This window comes from Paenibacillus sp. UNC499MF (assembly GCF_900107975.1).
Taxonomy (GTDB): Bacteria; Bacillota; Bacilli; order Paenibacillales; family NBRC-103111; genus Paenibacillus_F.
Map to the genome: position 1 here is coordinate 160,697 of NZ_FNVF01000002.1, position 20,551 is coordinate 181,247.

Sequence of the window (20,551 nt, forward strand, 5' to 3'; positions counted from 1 at the left end):
GATGAAACATGTATACCGCGAAGGAAGCAATCCGGCTGCGCCCGTCCTGGTTCTTTTCCACGGGACGGGAGGAACCGAGCATGATCTGCTTCCGCTGGCCGAGCGCATCTCCCCGGAATCCTCCGTGCTGAGCGTCCGGGGCAATGTTCTCGAAAACGGGATGCCGCGCTTTTTCCGCAGGCTGGCGGAAGGAATTTTCGATGAGGAAGATCTCGTATCCCGTACGGAGGAGCTTTACGGGTTTCTGAACGAGGCGGCGGAGAAGTACGGATTCGACCGCGGCAATCTCGTTGCCGTGGGCTACTCCAACGGGGCGAACATTGCGGGCAGTCTTCTTTTCCATTACAAGCAGGCTTTGAAAGGGGCGATCCTCCATCATCCGATGGTGCCCCGCAGAGGTATCGAGCTGCCGGATTCCGCGGGTCTGCCCGTCTTTATCGGAGCGGGCAAGAACGATCCGCTCTGCACGCCGGGCGAGACGGAGGAGCTTAAAAATCTGCTGGAAACGGCGGGCGCCGAAGTGGAAATTCACTGGGAGAACTACGGTCATCAGCTGACGGGTTCGGAAGTAAACGCCGCGGCCCGCTGGTTTGCGGAACATTTTAAAAGCTGAGGCTGAGTGCTGGCAAGGGTTAGGGTAGCGGTGTGAACCGAAAATTCTGAAGGGCGGAAAGCACGCCTAACGGAAGTGACGCCGGCGTCATAGTAACCCGATTGACGGAACTGCCCCGCCAGCGTCATAGTACTCCGTCTAACGGAACTGCCGCTATAGGCATCGCAGCACCCGGCCCTCGCAGAAGCGGAGGCGGGAAGGAAGGAGAGAGCGAGTATGATTGAGATCGATCCGGAAAGCCAGAGCGAGCGCGAGACGTACAAGCTGCTCATCGGGAGCATCATTCCCAGGCCGGTTGCGTTCGTGACGACGCTGTCCAAAGAAGGCGTCGTCAACGCGGCGCCGTTCAGTTACTTCAACATCGTGACGGCGAACCCGCCGCTGATTTCCGTCTCCGTCCAGCGTAAGGACGGAGAGCCGAAGGATACGGCGCGCAACGCACGGGACCTGGGCGCGTTCGTCGTCCATATCAGCGACGAATCGTACATCGAGGCGATCAACGCCACCGCGGCGGCGCTGCCGCCGGATGAGAGCGAGATCGGACTCGCGGATCTGACGCTCGTCGATAGCGGCAAAATCGCCGTGCCCGGCGTATCCGAAGCGAAGATCCGCATGGAGTGCGTGCTGGAGCGGTCGATTCCGCTGGGCGGCATCGATTCGTCGCCGGCGTGCGATCTGCTGATCGGCCGCGTGGTCCGCTTTCACATCGCCGACGAGCTGTACAGCGGAGGGCGCATCGACCCGGCCGCGCTCCGTCCGGTCAGCCGGCTCGCCGGCAGCGGCTACAGCAAGCTCGGCGAGATTTTCTCGCTGGAGCGGCCGGAGTGAGCGTGGGATGTGAAGGCAGGCGGATGAAGTGAGACAACCGGCGTTACGGCTCCATTCCGCACCGTAATCCCCTTTAATTGAAAGGCTGACTACCCGTTCAACCGGAAATAGGGTTAGAAAAGAGCAAAGCTGCGATCTCTGCCGGGAATACCGGAAAGATCCGCAGCTTTTGTTTTGTTCGGGATTAGCCGAAGTACGTATCCTTTCGTGCAAAAGGAACATCCTTCACCGGCTCTTTTCGCGAAAGTCAGTTGACGGGTTTCATTATTTACGGCGTTGTTTATTGAGGCGGATAATCAAGTTCCGTGCGCGATGAAGCTGGACTGATTGTCTGTCAGGCGCCGAGCTGACTTTTCTGGTCTATGCTTAAAAAAGATGGTTATAGTCAGTCCGAAGTTAAAGCTCAGGCGTTTTCAATGATACGCTTCCATATCCGTCATGTATTCTCGTGAGGTCCGTCTCGGGATATAATGGGAGAAACGACTAGCGGATGCTTGAGGCGTTTGCGGCAGGGAGTGTTACATAGTGGGTACGAGGCTGATTTTGCACGGTCTTTCAAAAAAGAGGCACGACCGTCCCTCCGATTACTTGTTCCGGAATATTTCGGCGGAGGTGGGGGAAGGCGAGCGCATTGCCGTGATCGGGACGTCGGGGCAGGGAAAAACGACGCTGCTGCGCATCCTGGCCCGCCTCGACTGCCCGGACGAGGGGGAGCTCCGGCTCCACGGTAAAAGCGCGGACGAATGGAAACCGCAGGAGTGGCGCAAAAAAATCTGCTACGTCGCCCAGCAGCCGGTTATGCTGCCGGGCAGCGTGGAGGAGAACTTGCAGACGGTCAGCAGGCTGCACGGAACCACGTTCGAGCGGGAGCTTGCGAAGCGGTACATGGCCGCGCTCGGTCTGGACGAGCTGGACTGGTCGAAGCAGGGCGGGGATTTGTCCGGCGGCGAAAAGCAGCGGACGGCTCTCGTCCGGGCCATGCTCCTTCAGCCGGAAGTGATGCTGCTCGACGAAGTGACGGCTTCGCTCGATCCCGGCAGCAAAAGGGCGGCCGAGCGCCTGCTCACGGACTGGTCGCGGAGCGCGGGCACGTCGCTCGTCTGGATTACGCATGATCTGGAACAGGCGGCCCAGATAAGCGATGCGGTGTGGTTTATGGACGAAGGACGGCTGATGGAATCGGCGCAGACCGGGGAATTTTTCCGGGAGCCGTCGACCGAACAGGCGCGCCGGTTTATCTCCCGCCCGGACCGGGAAGGGGAGGGAAACTGATGTCCAATCTTGCGCTGGCCAGCACGCTGGTGTTCGTGATCGTGACGATTTTGCTGTCCATGAGGCAGAAGCTGGGACTGGAGAAAGAGATCATCGTCGGTACGGTCCGCTCGGCCCTGCAGCTTCTGTTCGTCGGGTATGTGCTGCACTTCGTATTCGATGCGCGGCATCCCATTTTTATGATCTTGATTATTGCGGCGATGATTGCGGTCGCCACCTGGAACGTCGGCAAGCGGGCCAAGGAGATTCCCGGCATCAAAACCCGAATCGCCCTGGCTCTGGCGTGCACCGAAGCCGTGACGATGGCGCTGCTGCTCGGGTTCGGCATTATCCAAGCGATTCCGCAGTTCATTATCCCGATCAGCGGGATTACCATAGGGAGCTCGATGATCGTGGCGGGTCTTTTTCTAAATGCGATGAAGAGGGAAATGGAAGCCGCCCGCGGAGAGATCGAAGCTCTGCTTGCCTTGGGCGCCGCCGCGAAGCAGGCGATTCACGCGCCGATCAAACGGTCGGTCCGCTCCGGCATGATTCCGACACTCGACGGGATGAAAACGACGGGACTCGTCCAGCTTCCGGGCATGATGACCGGCATGATTGCGGCCGGAGCCGATCCGGTGGAGGCAGTGCGCTATCAGATTCTGATCATGTTCGTGCTGTCCTCGGCCGCTGCGCTGACCGCCATGCTGCTCGGCCTGCTTAGCGCGCCGCTGTGGTTTACGGCAGACGGGCGGCTGAGGGTGCCGGAGGCGAAGAAGCTGTAGAGGGGACAGTCCCGTTTTCTGGGCTGCTTCGGACCCTCTGCCCATGCTTCGCATAACGTGAAGTCGGCCGGAACCGTTCTTCTTGAAATGGCGGGCTGAGCCGTTTGATTATGCGGGTGTGAAACCCCACAACGGCTCAGGTTGCATGCAGTCCGAGCGTGTACGACGCGGACAGCATGAAGCCGGACCGCATACGGCACGGACAGCATGAAGCCTGGACCGCATACGGCATGGACAGCATGAAAACAGGCCGCATACGGCACGGACAGTATGAAGCCGGACCGCATATGCGCGGACAGCATGAAGGCGGAGCGCATATGGCGCGGACGGCATGAAGCCTGGACCGCATACGGCCCGGACAGTATGAAGCTTGGTCGCATGAAGCCCGGATCGCCTGCCAAAAAAGCGCCTCCGCCGGAAGACGGCGGGCAGGCGCTTTTTTGGTAGGGACGGACAGACCGGGAGGCGGCCCGGCAGAATCCACTTCCGCAGGGTATGGTGCCCGTGCCGTGACGGGACCGCCGCTGCGGCTTCAGCCCGCCGGATGATCGAACAGCTTGCCACGCAGAGCGGTTCCGAGCCTTCTGACCGGCGCGGGTCTGAGAGCAGGCCGCGCATCGACGGCGCGGAGGCTCGCTTCCAGTCCCCGGGCATAATCCGCCATCGCTTCGTACGCCTGATAGTACGGGAACAGGCGCGCGATGTTTCCGGCACCGGTCCGGCCGTCCTGCCCGGCGGCGGGCTTCAGGGCGGGAAGCAGATAGCGGAGCGGGACGGATCTGCCCCTCTCCGCCATCCTTTCCTGAGCGCGGATGAGAAGACCGAGCACGCGGATAAGGCGGACCGCTTCGGGATGGGACAGATCCGCTTTCTGAAGCGCTTTGACGAGATCGCGGATGCGCTCGATCATCGTCTCGTAGGTGCGGAACAGCTCTCCGGCGCCCGGATCGTCTCCGCGGCTCAGCCAGCGGTCTTCGCGCACGAGCTGGGAGACGTCTTTGCCGCTCTCGATATAGGAGCGGACTTCTTCGATCTGCAGCCGCATGTCCGGCTTATAAGGCGTCATTTTGCCTGCCTGTAGGTCGATCTGGATGTAATAAAGCAGAGCGCGCAGCATCGTCTCGGACTTTGACAGAAGCACGTCTTCGCGTTCCCGGTGAACGGGTTTGCGGATCATGTTGACGGCGGTCCCGACGGTCATGCCTACAAGGACAAGCAGGAACTGGTTGTAGGCGGCCATGCCTCCGGTCAGCTCATCGGCTGTTCCCATCGTGTTTACGGTCACGATGACGGCAAGCGCAAGGGATGCCGTGCGGCCGAGCTTAACGTGAAGCGCCATTACGGCCAGTGCGGCGGCCGCAATAACGAACGGGCTGCTGCCCAGCGTCAGGGCCGCCGCAATACCCAGAGCGGAGGCCAGCAGGGCGCTGGCCATATGGGACAGGGTGTGGCGAAGCGAACGGTAAACGGACGGCTGGACAGCCAGCATCGACACGATGCCGGCGAAATGATCCGGTTCCAGACGAAGGAGCCGGGCGACCGTTATGCTGACGGCAATCGCAATCACGGTTTTGACGACACGCAGACCGATAAACATGGCGGCAGCTCCTTTTTAAATATATGTTAGATATACTAACATAAAATAAACGGATAAAATATGAAATTTAAAAAATAAATTTTAATGTTAATTAAACTAACACAAACTTGACAACATCTTCGACGGAGCCATAATGTCCGGCACCCTCCCTATTTTGCCGATAGTACCGCGCGTGATAAACTAGAAACCATACATTACGGTTTAATGGAAAGGAAGACGAGGATGATCAGATTTGCAGTCGTAGGAACGAACTGGATTACAGAAGAACTTATTCATGCCGGCCGGGAATCGGAAGACTTCCGGCTCACCGGGGTTTATTCCCGCACGGCGGAGCGTGCCCGGCAATTTGCGGACAAATTGGATATCCCGCATATATATACGGACCTGGAAGCCATGGCGCAAAGCGGCGAATTCGATGCCGTTTATATCGCCAGTCCCAATTCTTTTCACGCGGAACAGGCCATCGTGCTGATGAAGGGCGGCAAGCATGTGCTGTGCGAGAAGCCTATCGCTTCGAATACGCGGGAACTGCGCGCGATGATCGTGGCGGCGAAGGAGAACAACGTGCTGCTGATGGAAGCTTTGAAATCCACGCTGCTTCCGAACTTCAAGGCCATCCGGGACAATCTTCACAAAATCGGTCCGGTGCGCCGGTATTTCGGCAGCTACTGCCAATATTCTTCGCGCTATGATGCGTACAAGCAGGGCACCGTCCTGAACGCGTTCAATCCCGTCTTTTCCAACGGGTCCATGATGGATCTCGGGGTATACTGCGTGCATCCGGCCGTTCAGCTGTTCGGCAAACCGGACGCCGTAAAGGCGGGCGGCATGCTGCTGGAATCAGGTGTCGACGGAGAAGGCAGTGTGCTGCTCAAGTACGGGGAGATGGACGCCGTTATCATGCACTCGAAAATTACGCATTCCTATCAGTCCTCGGAGATTCAGGGCGAGAACGGCACGATGGTGATCGACAAGATCAGCCAGCCGGAAAAAGTCGAAATCCGCTACAGGGACGGCTCCGTGGAGGATCTTACGCAGCCTCAAATCGCGCGGAACATGTATTACGAGGTTCAGGAATTTATCGACCTGATCCGGGGCGGCAAGACGGAATCCGCCGTCAATTCCCATGAGGTTTCGCTGGCCGCCATGGAAATTATGGACGAAGCCCGCAGGCAAATCGGGCTTGTGTTTCCCGCGGACAAGAAGTAATCCGGCTGTGGGGCTGGACAGCGGGCGGCAATAGGCCGGCGGTGAGGCCGTAAAGACCGTAGATCCGATATCCCTGAACACGGCTATGTCTTTTCCGCACTGCCGAAGCTCCCATCGCGCGGTGCCCGGCGTCACATGACGGTAATCAACCGTCCCGTGACGGGCGGGCAGTCTCATGGCTCTGTACAAGCCGTTCCGCTTCTTCTTCGCTTCCGCCGCTGCGGTTAAACGCGGCACAAAAAAACGCGGTCTCTTGACCGCGGGCGGGCCTGCGGCCTTTCCGAATCCGGAAAGGATTGCAGGCTTTTTTTGCCGTGCTTTTCACCGGTCTGGGAATACAAAGCCGCGGCGGCGCATCGCGATAACCCGCCCTGCTCCTCCGGAAGCAAAGTCAAAATAATGCACATTTAGGTCAGAATCCGAATCGGTCCCGTCCGTCCGGCCATCGTATAGTGAAGGTACCATCAAGGTAGAGAGGTGCTTGAGTATGAAACTGGACAGCTCGAATGTGAGCAGGGCAGCCGCATCGGCTCCCAAGAAGCCGTTTTGGAACCACCGGAGGAAAGAGGCGACGATAGGCTGGCTGTTTCTGTCCCCGGAGCTGATCGGCATTGTGCTGCTGTATTTATTCCCGGTCTTATTTTCCCTTTATATGAGCTTGTGCGACTGGAACCTGCTGGGCGGGATGTCTTCCGTCAAATTCGTCGGTCTGCAAAACTATGTGGAAATGTTTCAGGACGACAAGGTTCTTGCCGCAATCAAAAACAACCTGATCTACACCGTTCTCACAGTACCGGTCGGCATGGCGCTTTCCCTGGTGCTCGCGGTGCTGATTCACACGAAAGTGTATGCGCAGAGCTATTTTAAAGTGGCGTTTTTTATTCCTTACATTTCTTCGATTATCGCGGTCGGCGCCGTCTGGAGCGCGCTGTACCACCCTTCGCTGGGGCCGATTAACGGTTTTCTGAAAAGCATGGGGATCGACAATCCGCCGATGTGGCTGGCCGATCCGAAGTATGCCCTGCTGTCCATCGCGATTATCGCCATCTGGGCGGGACTGGGCTACCAGATCATTATTTATATGGCGGGCCTGTCCGGCATCCCGGACGATATGTACGAAGCCGCCAGCATCGACGGAGCCAGCTCCCTGCAGAAGTTTTACAAAATCACGATGCCGATGCTCGGCCCGACGAATACGTTTCTTTTTATCACGCTGCTGATGGGTTCGTTCAAGGTGTTCGATCTGATCGCTTTCCTGACGAGCGGCGGACCCAATAACGCTTCCACGGTACTGGTTTACCGGATTTACGAAGAAGGCTTCCGCAACTTCCGGATGGGCTACGCTTCTTCGATTTCGTGGCTGCTGTTCGCCATTGTCGGCATTATCACCCTGATTTCCTGGCAGATTCAGAAGCGCCAGGTTCACTACGGATAGGAGGAAGCACGTATGAGTTTGCGCAAATTTGATTTCTGGAAGCTGTTTAACACCGTGATCATCGGCCTGTTCTCCTTGTGCTTCCTCATTCCGCTCCTGTGGATGACCTCGGCGGCCATGAAATACGAGAAGGACGTCATGGTCTTCCCGATCCAGTGGATTCCGCAGGCATGGAACGCGGTGGGGAACTTCAAAGCCGTCTGGGCCGGCAATGTCCCGTTTCACCTGTTTTATTTTAACTCCATCAAATTGGCGGTCATTGTGACAGCCTTGACGCTGATCATCTCCTCGATGGCCGCGTTCGCCTTCACGAAGCTGAATTTCCGGGGGCGCAATATCGCGTTTACGCTGCTCCTGACGTTTATGATCGTGCCGGAGCAGGCGACGCTGATTCCCCGCTTCCTGCTGATCCGCTGGCTCGGCCTGTACGATACGCATGCGGCGCTGATCCTGATGATGATGTTCTCGATCTATTTCACATTCCTGCTGCGGCAGTTTATGATGAGCATACACAGCGACTTCATCGAAGCCGCCAAGATCGACGGCGCGGGTTACTTCCGCATCTACTGGCAGATCATGCTGCCGCTCTGCAAGCCGATTCTCGCGACGGTCGCGATCATCAAATTTATCTGGACGTGGAACGATTATCAGATGCCGCTTATCTTCCTGCTGGACAAGGAGCTTTATCCGATCACGCTCGGTATCCAGCTCTTCAAGGATGACTATGCCGACAACTTCGCGGTGCTTATGATGGCTTCTTTATCCGCCATTATCCCGCTGCTGGTTATTTTCATCGCCCTGCAAAAACAAGTGATCAAAGGCATCGCCCTCGGCGGTGTGAAAGGATAATCCAGGGCGCGCAAAATCGTGCACAGAGTCAAAATTGTTCACAGAAGTAGTCAAATTGTTGCACAACGTTTGCCCGGCACGGGGTCTATAATACCGATTGTAGAGGAAATAATACACAGGTTGAGGGGGAACGACACAATGAAAAAGGCGACGGCATGGGTACTTATCTGCATCATGTTGGCCGTTACGGTTCTCAGCGGCTGCGGCAAGTCCGAAGAAGGCTCCGCAGGCAAAGACAGCTCCGGCAAACCGGTCACCATCAAGTATTACAACTGGGATAACGAAACCCAGGCGCAATCGACCAAGAAATATATCGATCAATTCCAGGAGAAATATCCGAACATCAAGGTTCAGCATATCTCTCTGGTACCGGGGAACTCGCTTGAGTCTCTCAAAAAACTCGATGTCCTGCTGACATCCGGCGAGAAAGTCGACGTCGTCATGTTCCCGAGCATCAGCGAACTGGATACGCGTGTAGCCAACAAAGTGCTGGCTCCGCTGGATGAGTTTTACGCCAAAGACAACGTGAAGCCGGAAGAAGAATACTTCGTCAATCCGAAGTTTGAAGGCAAATATTACGGCATCCAAAACAACATCACGACCAACTTCGTGCTGCTGAACAAAGACGCTCTGGACGAAGCGGGTCTGCCGGTTCCGAAGCTGGGCTGGACTTGGGACGAATTCCGTGAATACGCCAAGAAGCTGAACAAAGGCGAAGGCACGGAAAAACGCTACGGCGCTTACTTCCACAACTGGCCGATGTACGCCAACCCGGACGCGCAAATTTACATGCAGCATCCGTTCCTGACGGAAGAAGGCAAAACGAACTTCGACAGCCCGACCTATACCTATTTCTTCAATCTCCGCCGCGCGATGGAGAAGGAAGACAAGACGGCGAAGCCTTACGCGGACGTCATCGGCGCGAAGCTGAACTACCGCGCGGAGTTCTTTAACCAGAAAGCGGCCATGCTGCTGTCCGGTTCCTGGATGATCAGCGAAATCGGGGATACGCAAAAATTCCCGCACACGTTCAAAACGGCCATCGCGCCGGTACCGGTTCAAAAGAAAGGCGATCCGACCGATATGTTCATGGGAGGCAACTACATGTCCGTAGGCGCAAGCTCCGAGCATAAACAGGAAGCCTACCAGTTCATGCGCTTCATGTCCACGAACCTGACAGATGCGCGCGCCGAGCTTCCGGGCTGGAAGAAAGGCGATTCCAAGCCGCTTGTGGAACGTCTGATCGGCCAGAACAAAAACTTGTACGATGTGGATTCTCTGATGTACACGCTGTTCGATGCGGGCATCAAGGCTCTGCCGCCGTCCAAGAACAGCATTTCCTATGCGGCCGCTCTGGACAAAATCCTGACCGACGGATTCAGCATGTTCATTCTGGACAACAAGAAAGTGGAAGATGTTCAGAAGTGGATGGTAGACGAAGCGAACAAGGTTATCGAGAAAAATAAAAAGTAAGTCAAGGACGATTCTGCGGCAAAGACCTCCTGAACTGGGGGTTTTTGCCGTAGCTCGTTTTCGGGCGTTCTTGGTATAGTGAGAAAACACCCGGTACGAAAGCGCTTGCGAAGGTCCGGACAGAGGAGGAGCATCATGCTGCAGAGCTCGTTTTACCGCAAAATACAATTTTCGTTCCTGATCTTCATCCTGCTGCCGATCGTGACCGTATCCTCGCTCGCTTACATTACGATCAAACGGACCACCATGGATAAAATGGAAGCGGCCAACCAGTCGATTCTGCAGCTGATGACCAAGGATGTCGAGAAACTGCTGGACGATATTTCCTTCGCTTCGCATTTCTACGTGCAGAACGTGGAGATCCGGGACAATCTCCGTGAAATCCAAGGGATGAACGGTATTCATACCTTTGACGATTTCAACAAATATACCAAAATCCGCAACAGCTACGACCAGGTATCGATTAACGCGCTGAACAAATATGTGCGTCTGTTCCTGGTAAACGATACGGGTTTTATCGTGCCTTATATGGATGTGGGGAGCGGGCAGACGCTGCCGCAGATGGAGAGCGACTGGAAGACGGTGAAGCCGAGGATTGTGCTGGACAACCCGACCAGCATTCAATGGCTCGGGACGGTTGCGGGCTCGGGGCCGGATAAGGACACGTACTATTACTTGTCGAGGGTCATCCGGGACTCGGAAACCGGGAGCCTGCTGGGAACGCTGATGATCGGCATTTCCAGCACGTATTTCGATCCGTACTTTTCGTCGTCGACTTCCGGCCAGTTTACGCTTTTCGAGAAAAACGGGCAGCGCATCGCGGGCAATGCCTCCATCGCTTTTACGGAGCCAGAGCTTCCAAGAAAACAGGGAGAGCGGAATATCCGCAGCGAGGCGGTTATTGCCCAAGGCAATTGGAAGCTGGTGTACGAGACGCCGGAGAAAACGGCCACGGGACAAATTACGCAAACGTTCTTTGTCAGCGCCATGGCCGTTGCGGTGTTTATCATCATGTTCCTGATGCTGTCCTTCTTCCTGGCGCGCAGCCTTCACCGCCCGATCCGCAAGCTTCAGCGGATTGCGCACCAGTTCGGCGAAGGGAACCGGAGCATCCGCTTTCCGGATAAAGGCAGGGACGAAATCAGCGATCTCGGCCGCTCCTTCAACTCGATGCTCGACGAGATCAACGGGCTTATCGCCGGCATCGAGACGGAGCAGGAGCAGAAGCGCGTGCTTGAGCTTCAGGCTCTGTTCGCCCAGATCCGGCCGCATTTTCTGCTCAACACGCTGAATTCGATTAAATGCAGCCTGTATGTGTCCGACGACAGGCTGCACGGGCGGATGATCGATTCGCTGAGCAGTCTGCTCCGGGCGTACATGAGAGTGAACGAGCCGTCCACGCTGCTCAGCGAGAGCGTGCTTTTGAAGCATTACCTGGAGATCATGAACATGCGCAATGATCTCGCGCTGGAGCTTGCCGTCCGGATTCCGGACGAGCTTGAGAGACAGCCGATGCCGATGCTGCTGCTTCAGCCGATCGTCGAGAACGCGGTGGTTCACGGCTTCGTCGACAAGGAGGAAGGCGGCTCCATTTCGCTCACGGCGGAACGCGCGCAGGACCGGATCGTGATCCGCATCTCGGATAACGGAAGAGGGATGACGGACGGACAGCTCCGGGAGCTTCAGGCCTTGCTGAGCCGGGACCCGGACCAGCAGTCCTCGTACCGCCGGGTCGGCCTGCTGAACGTGCTGCAGCGCATGCGGCTGACTTACGGCATGTCGGCGAAGATGGAAATGGAGCGCAGCGAGAGCGGGGGCGTGACAGTACGGCTGTCATTCCCAATTCAACTTTCGGAGGGGGAGAGCCATGTATAACGTCATGCTGATCGACGACGATGTGCCGATGCTGAAATATTTGCGCAAGCTGATTGACTGGGAAGCGTGCGGCCTTCAAGTAGCGGGAGAAACCTATTCCAGCGTGCGTGCGCTGCAAATGTTCAAAGAGCTGCTGCCCGATATTGTCGTCACCGATATCGGCCTGCCGCAGATGAACGGATTGGAGCTTGCCGCCCAGTTCTCCGGCATCAAGCCGGGGGTGCGGATTATTTTTCTGACCTGCCACGAGGATTTTCATTATGCGAAGCAAGCGCTCCTTCTTAACGCGGACGATTATCTCATCAAGGACGAGCTGACGGAAGACCAGCTGCTCCGAAGCCTGAAGCAGTCCGTGGGCCGCATTCAGCAGTCCGTCGTCAGCCTGGAGCAGGTGTCTTACCGGGAGGACGTGAACCGCAACCGGGACTTGCTGAAGGAATCGCTGTTCCAGCGGCTGATTAAAGGAACGGAGGCGGACGGCCTGCTCGGGTATGCCGAGCGTCTCGGAGTGGAATGGAAGCATCCGGCTTACGCGCTGCTGCTGGGACACTTGTCTCTCGCGGGGCTTCCCGAAAAATACGCGAGCCGCGATATGCCGCTTTTGCGTTACGGCGTATACAACATCGCGTGCGAGGTGGCCCAGACATACGAGGGAGTCACGGTGTTCAACTCGGGCGATTTTCTCGTCATTCTGCTCAATTACCGGCCCGGACTGACGTTCAACGAAAAGCAGTACCTGCACGATTACACGAGCGAGCTGCGGGACAAATGCGACCGCTTCCTGCATGTGGGCCTGCGGTTTATGTCCAGCCCGGCGAGGCTGGAGCTGTCCTCGGCAGGTCCTACCTTCCGGAGCATGGTCAAGAACCGGTACCGCTTCTATTACGCGGACTCGGGATATGCCCCGCCGAAATTCGACGACGGGTCGGAAGGCTATTATCTGCCCGCGGAGGGTTTGTTCGGACAGGAGCTTGAGGACATCGGGGCGGCGGCCGCCCACCGCGACCATGCGCTGCTGGAGGGGGCGATGGACCGCATACGCCGCACCGCTTGCGGCAAGCTCGCCGATCCCGAGGAGCTTAACCGGCTGTGCGTCCGGAAGGTCCGGCAGCTGTACATCCAGCAGGCCCGGCCGGGCACGGATAATGAGGAAGACGAATGGATTCCGTATCTGCAGACGGCTCTGCACGTCGACGATGCGCTCGCCGTCTTCGGCTGGATGATTCAGCGCCTGATGATCGGAGCCGATACGGGAGCCGCCCCTGCCGTGAAAGAACCGAAGCTGCAGGTGATCGACGATTACATTTACCGGCACCTCGGAGAGAACGTGAGTTCCATCGATGTGGCGGAACACCTGTTCATGAATCCGAGCTATTTTTCCCGGTACTTCAAGCGCCTGACGGGAGAGAGCTTCACCGATTACGCGCACCGGTACAAAGTCAAAATCGCCTGCAAGGCGCTGCAGATGTCGGAAGACCCGGTGGAGCTGATTGCCGCCAAGCTCGGCTATTCGGACCGGACTTATTTTTCCAAAGTGTTTAAAAAGTACACCGGCCGGACGCCGCGAGAGTATCGGGAGAGATGACCCGATGCTCTTTTTTTGTTGAAAAAAAGGGGGGAGCCTGCGGGGCGTAACAGTTCCGGGGAGCGTGCCGCTCAATCGGCGTCGGTTCGTAATGTGCTTTCGGAGCATGGTTCACAGTCGGCAGCGGCTCGTAACGTGCTTGCGAAGCATGGTTCGCAGCCGCTTACGGTTTGTAACGGGCCCGCAGAGCATGGTTCATAGACACGCAGCGGTGTCGCAACAGGGCTGCGGGCTTTTCCGGAATTTCCGCGGCATCGGGGTCTGCCGGACCCCAAGTCAAAATAGTGCACATCCCTGCCAAAATCACACCTGTGTCGGAAGGGCGGCTCCCGTTACAATGGACGCATCAAGCTAAGATTGTTGAAGTACAGGTTTTCAGACGGGAAAGGGGATTGGCCATGTGGAAGGCGGCAATTGAGGATGCGGTGCTCAAAACGCGCCGGAATATCGGGAAGTTCGGCGACAAGTTCCCGCACGTGAGCGACGGCGGCAGCTATGAGCTCCGGGATAACGACGAATGGACATGCGGATTTTGGCCGGGGATGCTCTGGCTTTGTTACGAATATACAAAGGACGAAGTGTTTCTGGAAGCGGCGAGGAGCACCGTGCGCGGCATGAAAAAGCGGATGGAAGAGAACAAGGTGCTCGCCCATCACGATATCGGATTTCTGTACTCGCTTTCTTCCAAAGCGGAATGGATCATACTGGGGGACGAGGACGCCAAAAGTTTGACGCTGGAGGCGGCCGACAAGCTGCTCGAACGCTGGAACGGCGAGGGGCAGTTTATCCAGGCCTGGGGGCCGATGGGGGACGAAACGGAGGGCGGACGGATCATCATCGATTGTCTGCTTAATCTGCCGCTTCTATACTGGGCCTACGAGCATACGGGAGATGCAAAATACCGCGATGCCGCCGTTATTCAGGCGGATAAAAGCAGACGGTTCCTCGTTCGCGGGGACGACAGCTCTTATCATACGTTCTTTTTCGAGCCGGTTACGGGGGAGCCGATCGGGGGCGCGACTCATCAGGGCTTTACGAACGGCTCCACATGGAGCCGCGGCCAGGCTTGGGGCGTGTACGGATTTGCCTTGTCGTACCGGTATACCGGTAATAGGGCGTACCTGGAAACGTCCAAGCGGATGGCGCGCTACTTCGCTTCCCAGCTGCCGGAGGATTCCGTAGCATACTGGGATTTCTATGCGGAGGTAACGCCGGAGACGCCTCGGGACAGCTCGGCATCCGCCATCGTTGCCGCGGGCCTGCATGAGCTGATCGGACTCCTGGAGCCGGATGACCCGGAACGGGCGGAGTTTGCTGATCTGCTGGAACGCTCGCTCGCTTCTCTCGTGACAAATTATTCGACGGCCGGAGAGCCCGAAGCGGAAGGGCTGCTGAACCACGGGTCCTACCACGTACGCGGGAATCTCGGCCTGGACGATTACATGGTGTGGGGCGACTACTACTATCTGGAAGCCCTGATGCGCATGGAACGGAATATTCCGGGTTACTGGTACGACCGCAAGGAGCGGAGCTAGGATGAACAACGGCCGGACATTTGAGGGATTGAATGCAGGACGGCAGGAAATTGCCGCCGCTGCCGCGCTGCTGGAGCGGGACGGAGCGGGACGGGACGAAGCCGACGAGACGCTGAAAAAGCATTACGAAACGCGCACCTCTCCGGTGCTGTTTATCCGCAAGGAAGAACGGGAACGGCTTGTGGACCATGTCCGCCGTCATTACGGGGAAGACATGCGCGAAGTAATGGCTTCGGCCGAACGCGTCGCCGCAAAAACGTTCCTCTTCCGCGGGGAATGGGACATGGAGCCGACCTGCGTTCCGGTCACCTTCGCGGAGGGCATCAACTGGCAGCATGTGCCCGCAGGCGATGTGGAGTGGGCATACATGCTGAACCGGCATGCGTACTGGGTCGATCTGGGACAGGCATACCTGGTCACCGGGGAGAGCAAATATGCGGAAGCGTTCTGTATGCAGCTGGACGACTGGCTGCGCCGCAATCCCGTACCCGCCGATTCCGCGGAGGCGTCCGCCACTCTGGCGTGGCGGACGATCGAGGCGGGACTCCGCTGCATCAACTGGATCCGGGCGTACGAGTGTTTCCGGGATTATCCGGGATTTACGGCGGAGCTGTTCGGCCGGATGCTGGTCTCGCTGCATGAGCACGGCGAGTATATTGCCGGAGCTTTCGATCCATGGAGACGCCTCAGCAACTGGGGCGTGCTTGAGAACGCGGGCCTCTTCGCGCTAGGCGTATTCATGCCCGAATTCCGCAACGCGGCGTTCTGGCTGGAAATGAGCGCTGACCGGCTGCGGCAGACGGCCGCCCTCCAGATCGGCCGGGACGGCATGCACTGGGAGCAGTCTCCGCTCTACCATAACGAAGTTTTCTTCCAATATATGCACGTGCTGCACCTCGCTGAAAATAACGGCATCAGCTTGTATCCCGAGTGGATATCGGCCGTGAGACGCATGGCAGAGGCGAATCTGTATTCCGTGAAGCCGGGCGGCAGGCAGCTGATGAAAGGCGACAGCGACGACAACGACATGCGCGACGCTTTGACTGCAGGCGCGATCCAGTTCGGCGACGGGGAGCTGAAATACGCCGGTCATGACCGCGTGGACTTGGCGAATCTATGGCTGTACGGCCTGTCCAAAGCGGAAGCATACGAGCGCTTGACGCCGGTACGGCCGGAAGCGGCTTCCCGCGCGTTTGAGGAAGCCGGGCAGTTTGTCATGCGTTCGGGCTGGGAGCCGGACGCCCTTTTCGCCAGCATGAACTGCGGGCCGATGGGCGGCGGTCACGGCCATGCGGATCTGCTGCATGTCGACCTTTGCGCGTACGGCCGGGATTTGCTGATGGACCCCGGCCGCTACACGTACTCCGGCGGAGATGAGTTCCGCCGGTATTTCAAGCAGGGAGCCGCCCACAACACGACACTGGTGGACGGCAAAGAATTCACGGAGTACCTCGACACGTGGGACTACGGTCGTATTGCCGCTCCGCTGGGAACGCGGTGGTCGTCGGGGCCGGCGGCCGACTATGCGGAAGGCAGCCACGACGGCTACCTGCATCTGGCCGATCCCGTCATTCCCAAGCGGCGGCTGATCTTCGTCAAGCCGGGCTACTGGCTGCTGGCCGACAGCTTCCGCTGCAAAGACGCGCACCGTTTCGAGCAGCGGTTTCACTTTGCGCCCGGAGAAGTGCGTATCGGGGAGCGGGGAGTCCTCTTTACGACGGAGGACGGAACTGCGGGCCTGCATGTGCTCCCGGTTACGCGGACGCCTCTTCTGGCGGGTACGGAGCCGGGGACAGGCGGAGACGGCGAGCCCCCGCACACGGGCCCTGCCTCCGCCGCATCGCCGCACCCCGTGACGGACGGGTCCGGACCGGCCTCCCTCCCCGTGCCCACTCCCGGCGAGGGAGCGGCTCCGGCGGACACAGGTGCTGCCGGACGGGGACCGCTGTTCGTACGGGCGGAGGATGCCTACGTGTCCTACCGCTACAACGAGATGACGCCGGCTCCGGCGGTAACCTTCTCCTGCGGCTCGGCAGGCTCCTCTTCCATGCTCCAGGTGCTTTATCCGGTTCGTCCCGGAGAGACGGAGGTTCCGGAAGTGGAGCAGGTGGACGTTTTTACCTACAACGGGGCCAAAGTGCCCGATTCCGCCGCCGAAGCCTGCCGTCTGACCTGGAAGAGCTCGGGAGAGCAGCACCTTGTCGTGATCTGCCACCAGACGCCTTCGACGAGCATTATGTCCTATATCGTGGAAGGGATTCAGGTGTTCGGTGAAGTCGTGATGCTTAAAAAAACGCCGGAAAGCGTCGAAACATTCAACGTAAGGTAGCGTAAACAATATGGCGGAATTTTCTGCCTTCAATAAGATCTGAAAGAAGAATAAATCTATATTATGATTTGAAAATGTCTCCTGGCAGGAGACATTTTCATTAAGGAGGTTACAGGCGCATGACCCGTGTACAATACGACCGCAACAGCTGGATCATCGACGGCAAACGGCTGTTTATTTTATCCGCCGCCGTTCATTATTTCCGCCTGCCTAGAGCGGAGTGGGCCGAAGTGCTCGACAAGTCCAAGGAGGCCGGCTGCAACTGCATCGAAACTTATGTCCCCTGGAACTGGCACGAAGAAGAGGAAGGCCGGTGGGACTTCAGCGGCGACAAGGATCTGGGAGCGTTCCTGGACTTGTGCGCCGAGCGCGGTCTTTACGTCATCGTGCGTCCGGGACCGTATATTTGCGCGGAGTGGGATATGGGAGGACTGCCTTACTGGCTGGAACGGAAGCCGGGTATGCAGTACCGGACGCTCAACCGGGAATTCCTGCGGTACGTGGACCTGTATTGGGACCGCCTCGTACCGATCGTTCTGCCCCGTCTTTTTTCGAAATCGGGCACCGTTATTATGGTTCAGGTGGAAAACGAGTTCCAGGCGCTCGGCAAGCCGGATAAAGCGTATATGGAATATTTGCGGGACGGGCTGAAAGAACGGGGAATCGACGTTCCTTTGGTTACCTGCTACGGGGCTGTGGACGGAGCGGTTGAATTCCGCAATTTCTGGTCCCATGCCGAAGAGCACGCCCGCACGCTGGAGGAGCGTTTCGCCGGCCAGCCCAAAGGAGTTCTGGAGTTCTGGATCGGCTGGTTCGAGCAGTGGGGCGGGCCGCGGGCCGATCAGAAAACGGCTTCCCAGGTGGAACGCAAGACATACGAGCTGATCCGCGAAGGATTTACGGCGATTAACTATTACATGTTTTTCGGCGGCACGAATTTCGGGCATTGGGGCGGCAGGACGATCGGGGAGCACACGTTTATGACGACCTCCTACGATTACGACGCGGCGCTCGACGAATATTTGAGGCCCACCGCCAAATACAAAGCGCTGAAGCTTGTCCATGATTTCGTGCGCTGGATGGAGCCTCTTCTCACTGAAAATGCCGACAGCACAGCCTTTATTCCGCTGGGCAAACATTCGGCCGCCAAAAAGAAATCCGGCCCGCAGGGCACGATTCTCTTTATTCACAACGACGATACGGAGCGTTTGAACGGGATGCTCGATCTGCAAAAGTTCGGCATCGAATGTCCTCCTCAGGAAGACACCGATTCCTTGCAAGCGGAGGCATTGCGGGAGAACGGAAGGCAAGAAACTGCGGCCTCCGTTTCCGGCCAGGCCCAGGCCGCGAAGCCGATCTCCCCGCTCCCTTACACGGTGGAAGCGGGAGCCATCCTGCCGGTCGTATGCGGCGTGGACATCGGAAGCATCGGGTCCGGCGTGCCGGTCACCCTGGAGGCGATGACCGGCTTTACGACCGGCTTCGACCGCGGCAGAGGCACCGTGTACCACGAAGCGGGCCAGCAGTCCGCGCTCGTTCTATCCGCGGGCGGACTCCGCGGACTGGAAGCGGACTGCCCGCTGCCGCAGCGCGTCCACACGGATGAAGAAGGCCGCCTCGTCTTTACGCTGTTCCACGGGAAACGCCCGCAGACGATTACGGTCCGGCACGGCGGGACGGAACTCGCCCGCATTACCGTGACGAACCGCGCGGCCGTCGAAACGGAAGCGGCCTCTGTCCCGGCGGCCCGGGGTACGGCTCCCCTTCTGACGGACTGGCAGCAGGCCGGCGAGCAGGATGCCGCGAAGGGGGATTCACGCGAAGCCGAAGCTCCGCTCGACTTTACGTCCTTCGGCCGGTTCAGCGGGTACCTGGCGTACGAGGCGGAGGTTGACTCCGCAGAGGAAGCCGTTCGTACGCTCACGCTGCCGCGCATCGAGGACCCGGCCAGGGTCTACGTAAACGGCCGGTACGCCGGGCAGACGACCGAGATCGGAGCTGCGGCGCTGGATATTCCGCTTCGGCAGGGAAGCAACCGGCTGCGGATTCTCGTGCAGAATATGGGCCGCTACAACTTTACCCAGACGCTTGCCGAGCCGAAAGGGCTCAGTGCAATGCCGAGCCTGGACGGAGTTACCGCCGATTTGACGGAAGGCTGGCAGGTTGACGGCGCCGGACGCGTCCATTCGCTGCGTGCTCTGCCGGAAATCGAAGGACGGATTGGCCTGTACCGGACGCTGCACACCGGCGGGCCGTTCGACAGCGGCGTCATCGTCGGGTACGGATTGTCCAGACTGCGCGTAAACGGGCGGCAGGTCGTTCCCCAGCTCTATAACGAGACGGCTTGGAACCGCGTCGAGGCTCCGTACGGGGTGGCGGACATCGGAAGTCTGCTCCGGGAAGGCAGCAATGAACTGGAGTTCGATGCCCAGGGGATAACTCACATTCCCAAAATGAAGCTCTACTTGTATGCCTCCGCATCGCAAATCTCGGGCTGGGTGACGTCCGGCGCGGCTGATCCGGCCGGTGTGACGGACTGGTCCCCGCTGGAGACGAAGCCGGAGACGGGACCGAACGCGGCGGAGATGCCGTCAGTGGAAACGGTCCCGGGCCGGGACAAGCTTCCCCGCTGGTTCAAAGCTTCGTTCGAATGGGAGGAAGAAAGCGGCGGCACCGATTTGAAGCACACGGGCGGCGCCGACGATACGGTTGAGACCGGTACGCCGGACGGAGCCAAGCTGAAGATCACGCTCGACGGGCTCAGCAAAGGGATTTTGTGGGTCAACGGATTTTGCCTGGGCCGCTACTGGCAGATCGGACCCCAGGAATCCTACAAGATTCCGGTCAGTCTGCTGAAGAAGCGCAACGAAGTCCTCCTGTACGACGAAGAGGGCTGCCATCCTGAGGGCGTCAGACTGGAGCTGGTAAGCGGGACATCAACTTAAGAGATTTTAATACCCCCAGATACCCGAATAAGTACCCCAAAAACGTTATTCTTTCTAATTTACTTAGAAAGGATGACGTTTTTTTTATAAAATTAACCGTTTGAAAAATGACTTGAGCATTGAGTTTGCGGAATGAATAACCCGATAACCTGCCTCCTTTTGGATGGAAGGTTATTTGATTTTCTACTGGCAGGAGTGAATTAAGGATTTCGTAAGAACCGAGTAAGAAATAAGTGAGTTTT

14 protein-coding genes are annotated in these 20,551 nt (G+C 57.9%); 13 read left to right on the plus strand and 1 reads right to left on the minus strand.

The genetic code is table 11. The annotated features are described in order from the left end of the window. Position 1: 1 nt before the first annotated feature. The 4 genes from C4S74_RS05885 (at position 2) to fetB (ending at position 3,477) form a co-directional block, all read left to right on the plus strand. Positions 2 to 613, plus strand: a complete 612-nt coding sequence (locus C4S74_RS05885) for an alpha/beta hydrolase (RefSeq protein WP_181024349.1) — start codon at positions 2 to 4, stop codon at positions 611 to 613. Between the two features lie 216 nt (positions 614 to 829). Further along, positions 830 to 1,441, plus strand: a complete 612-nt coding sequence (locus tag C4S74_RS05890) for a flavin reductase family protein (protein ID WP_103994425.1) — start codon at positions 830 to 832, stop codon at positions 1,439 to 1,441. A 525-nt stretch (positions 1,442 to 1,966) separates the two neighbouring features. Next, on the plus strand, positions 1,967 to 2,713 hold the full coding sequence (locus C4S74_RS05895) for an ATP-binding cassette domain-containing protein (RefSeq protein WP_103994426.1): 747 nt from the start codon (positions 1,967 to 1,969) through the stop codon (positions 2,711 to 2,713). Then, on the plus strand, positions 2,713 to 3,477 hold the full coding sequence (gene fetB, locus C4S74_RS05900) for an iron export ABC transporter permease subunit FetB (protein WP_103994427.1): 765 nt from the start codon (positions 2,713 to 2,715) through the stop codon (positions 3,475 to 3,477). Before C4S74_RS05895 ends, fetB begins: the two co-directional genes overlap by 1 nt. A gap of 532 nt (positions 3,478 to 4,009) precedes the next feature. Here fetB and C4S74_RS05905 read toward each other — a convergent pair. Then, complete coding sequence (locus tag C4S74_RS05905) at positions 4,010 to 5,074, minus strand: aromatic acid exporter family protein (protein WP_103994428.1); 1,065 nt, start codon at positions 5,072 to 5,074, stop codon at positions 4,010 to 4,012. Positions 5,075 to 5,296: 222 nt separating this feature from the next. Here C4S74_RS05905 and C4S74_RS05910 point away from each other — a divergent pair, with 222 nt between their 5' ends. The 9 genes from C4S74_RS05910 to C4S74_RS05955 all read left to right on the plus strand — a co-directional run bounded on the left by C4S74_RS05910 (position 5,297) and on the right by C4S74_RS05955 (position 20,309). Next, on the plus strand, positions 5,297 to 6,283 hold the full coding sequence (locus tag C4S74_RS05910) for a Gfo/Idh/MocA family protein (RefSeq protein WP_103994429.1): 987 nt from the start codon (positions 5,297 to 5,299) through the stop codon (positions 6,281 to 6,283). Between the two features lie 487 nt (positions 6,284 to 6,770). Next, complete coding sequence (locus tag C4S74_RS05920) at positions 6,771 to 7,718, plus strand: carbohydrate ABC transporter permease (RefSeq protein ID WP_009672143.1); 948 nt, start codon at positions 6,771 to 6,773, stop codon at positions 7,716 to 7,718. A gap of 12 nt (positions 7,719 to 7,730) precedes the next feature. Beyond that, the gene (locus C4S74_RS05925; RefSeq protein WP_103994431.1) at positions 7,731 to 8,567 is read left to right on the plus strand and encodes a carbohydrate ABC transporter permease; all 837 of its coding nucleotides are present in this window, start codon (positions 7,731 to 7,733) and stop codon (positions 8,565 to 8,567) included. Between the two features lie 138 nt (positions 8,568 to 8,705). Next, the gene (locus C4S74_RS05930) at positions 8,706 to 10,040 is read left to right on the plus strand and encodes an ABC transporter substrate-binding protein (RefSeq protein WP_103994432.1); all 1,335 of its coding nucleotides are present in this window, start codon (positions 8,706 to 8,708) and stop codon (positions 10,038 to 10,040) included. Positions 10,041 to 10,175: 135 nt separating this feature from the next. Next, positions 10,176 to 11,915, plus strand: coding sequence for a sensor histidine kinase (locus C4S74_RS05935; protein ID WP_103994433.1), 1,740 nt, complete (start codon positions 10,176 to 10,178; stop codon positions 11,913 to 11,915). Beyond that, complete coding sequence (locus C4S74_RS05940; RefSeq protein ID WP_103994434.1) at positions 11,908 to 13,500, plus strand: helix-turn-helix domain-containing protein; 1,593 nt, start codon at positions 11,908 to 11,910, stop codon at positions 13,498 to 13,500. Before C4S74_RS05935 ends, C4S74_RS05940 begins: the two co-directional genes overlap by 8 nt. Before the next feature lie 398 nt (positions 13,501 to 13,898). Next, positions 13,899 to 15,035, plus strand: a complete 1,137-nt coding sequence (locus C4S74_RS05945) for a glycoside hydrolase family 88 protein (protein WP_103994435.1) — start codon at positions 13,899 to 13,901, stop codon at positions 15,033 to 15,035. Position 15,036: 1 nt separating this feature from the next. After that, on the plus strand, positions 15,037 to 17,364 hold the full coding sequence (locus tag C4S74_RS05950) for an alginate lyase family protein (RefSeq protein WP_103994436.1): 2,328 nt from the start codon (positions 15,037 to 15,039) through the stop codon (positions 17,362 to 17,364). 119 nt (positions 17,365 to 17,483) lie between these two features. After that, positions 17,484 to 20,309 carry a beta-galactosidase gene (locus C4S74_RS05955; protein ID WP_103994437.1) on the plus strand — a complete coding sequence of 942 codons (2,826 nt, stop codon included), beginning with the start codon at positions 17,484 to 17,486 and terminating at the stop codon, positions 20,307 to 20,309. The last annotated feature ends 242 nt before the right edge of the window (positions 20,310 to 20,551 follow it).

Excerpts from the sequence above, each read along its gene's own strand:
- C4S74_RS05885 (WP_181024349.1), top strand. The coding sequence starts at position 2 with ATGAAACATGTATACCGCGAAGGAAGCAATCCGGCTGCGCCCGTCCTG.
- C4S74_RS05890 (WP_103994425.1), top strand. The coding sequence starts at position 830 with ATGATTGAGATCGATCCGGAAAGCCAGAGCGAGCGCGAGACGTACAAG.
- fetB (WP_103994427.1), top strand. The coding sequence starts at position 2,713 with ATGTCCAATCTTGCGCTGGCCAGCACGCTGGTGTTCGTGATCGTGACG.
- C4S74_RS05905 (WP_103994428.1), bottom strand. The coding sequence starts at position 5,074 with ATGTTTATCGGTCTGCGTGTCGTCAAAACCGTGATTGCGATTGCCGTC.
- C4S74_RS05910 (WP_103994429.1), top strand. The coding sequence starts at position 5,297 with ATGATCAGATTTGCAGTCGTAGGAACGAACTGGATTACAGAAGAACTT.
- C4S74_RS05920 (WP_009672143.1), top strand. The coding sequence starts at position 6,771 with ATGAAACTGGACAGCTCGAATGTGAGCAGGGCAGCCGCATCGGCTCCC.
- C4S74_RS05925 (WP_103994431.1), top strand. The coding sequence starts at position 7,731 with ATGAGTTTGCGCAAATTTGATTTCTGGAAGCTGTTTAACACCGTGATC.
- C4S74_RS05930 (WP_103994432.1), top strand. The coding sequence starts at position 8,706 with ATGAAAAAGGCGACGGCATGGGTACTTATCTGCATCATGTTGGCCGTT.
- C4S74_RS05935 (WP_103994433.1), top strand. The coding sequence starts at position 10,176 with ATGCTGCAGAGCTCGTTTTACCGCAAAATACAATTTTCGTTCCTGATC.
- C4S74_RS05940 (WP_103994434.1), top strand. The coding sequence starts at position 11,908 with ATGTATAACGTCATGCTGATCGACGACGATGTGCCGATGCTGAAATAT.
- C4S74_RS05945 (WP_103994435.1), top strand. The coding sequence starts at position 13,899 with ATGTGGAAGGCGGCAATTGAGGATGCGGTGCTCAAAACGCGCCGGAAT.
- C4S74_RS05950 (WP_103994436.1), top strand. The coding sequence starts at position 15,037 with ATGAACAACGGCCGGACATTTGAGGGATTGAATGCAGGACGGCAGGAA.
- C4S74_RS05955 (WP_103994437.1), top strand. The coding sequence starts at position 17,484 with ATGACCCGTGTACAATACGACCGCAACAGCTGGATCATCGACGGCAAA.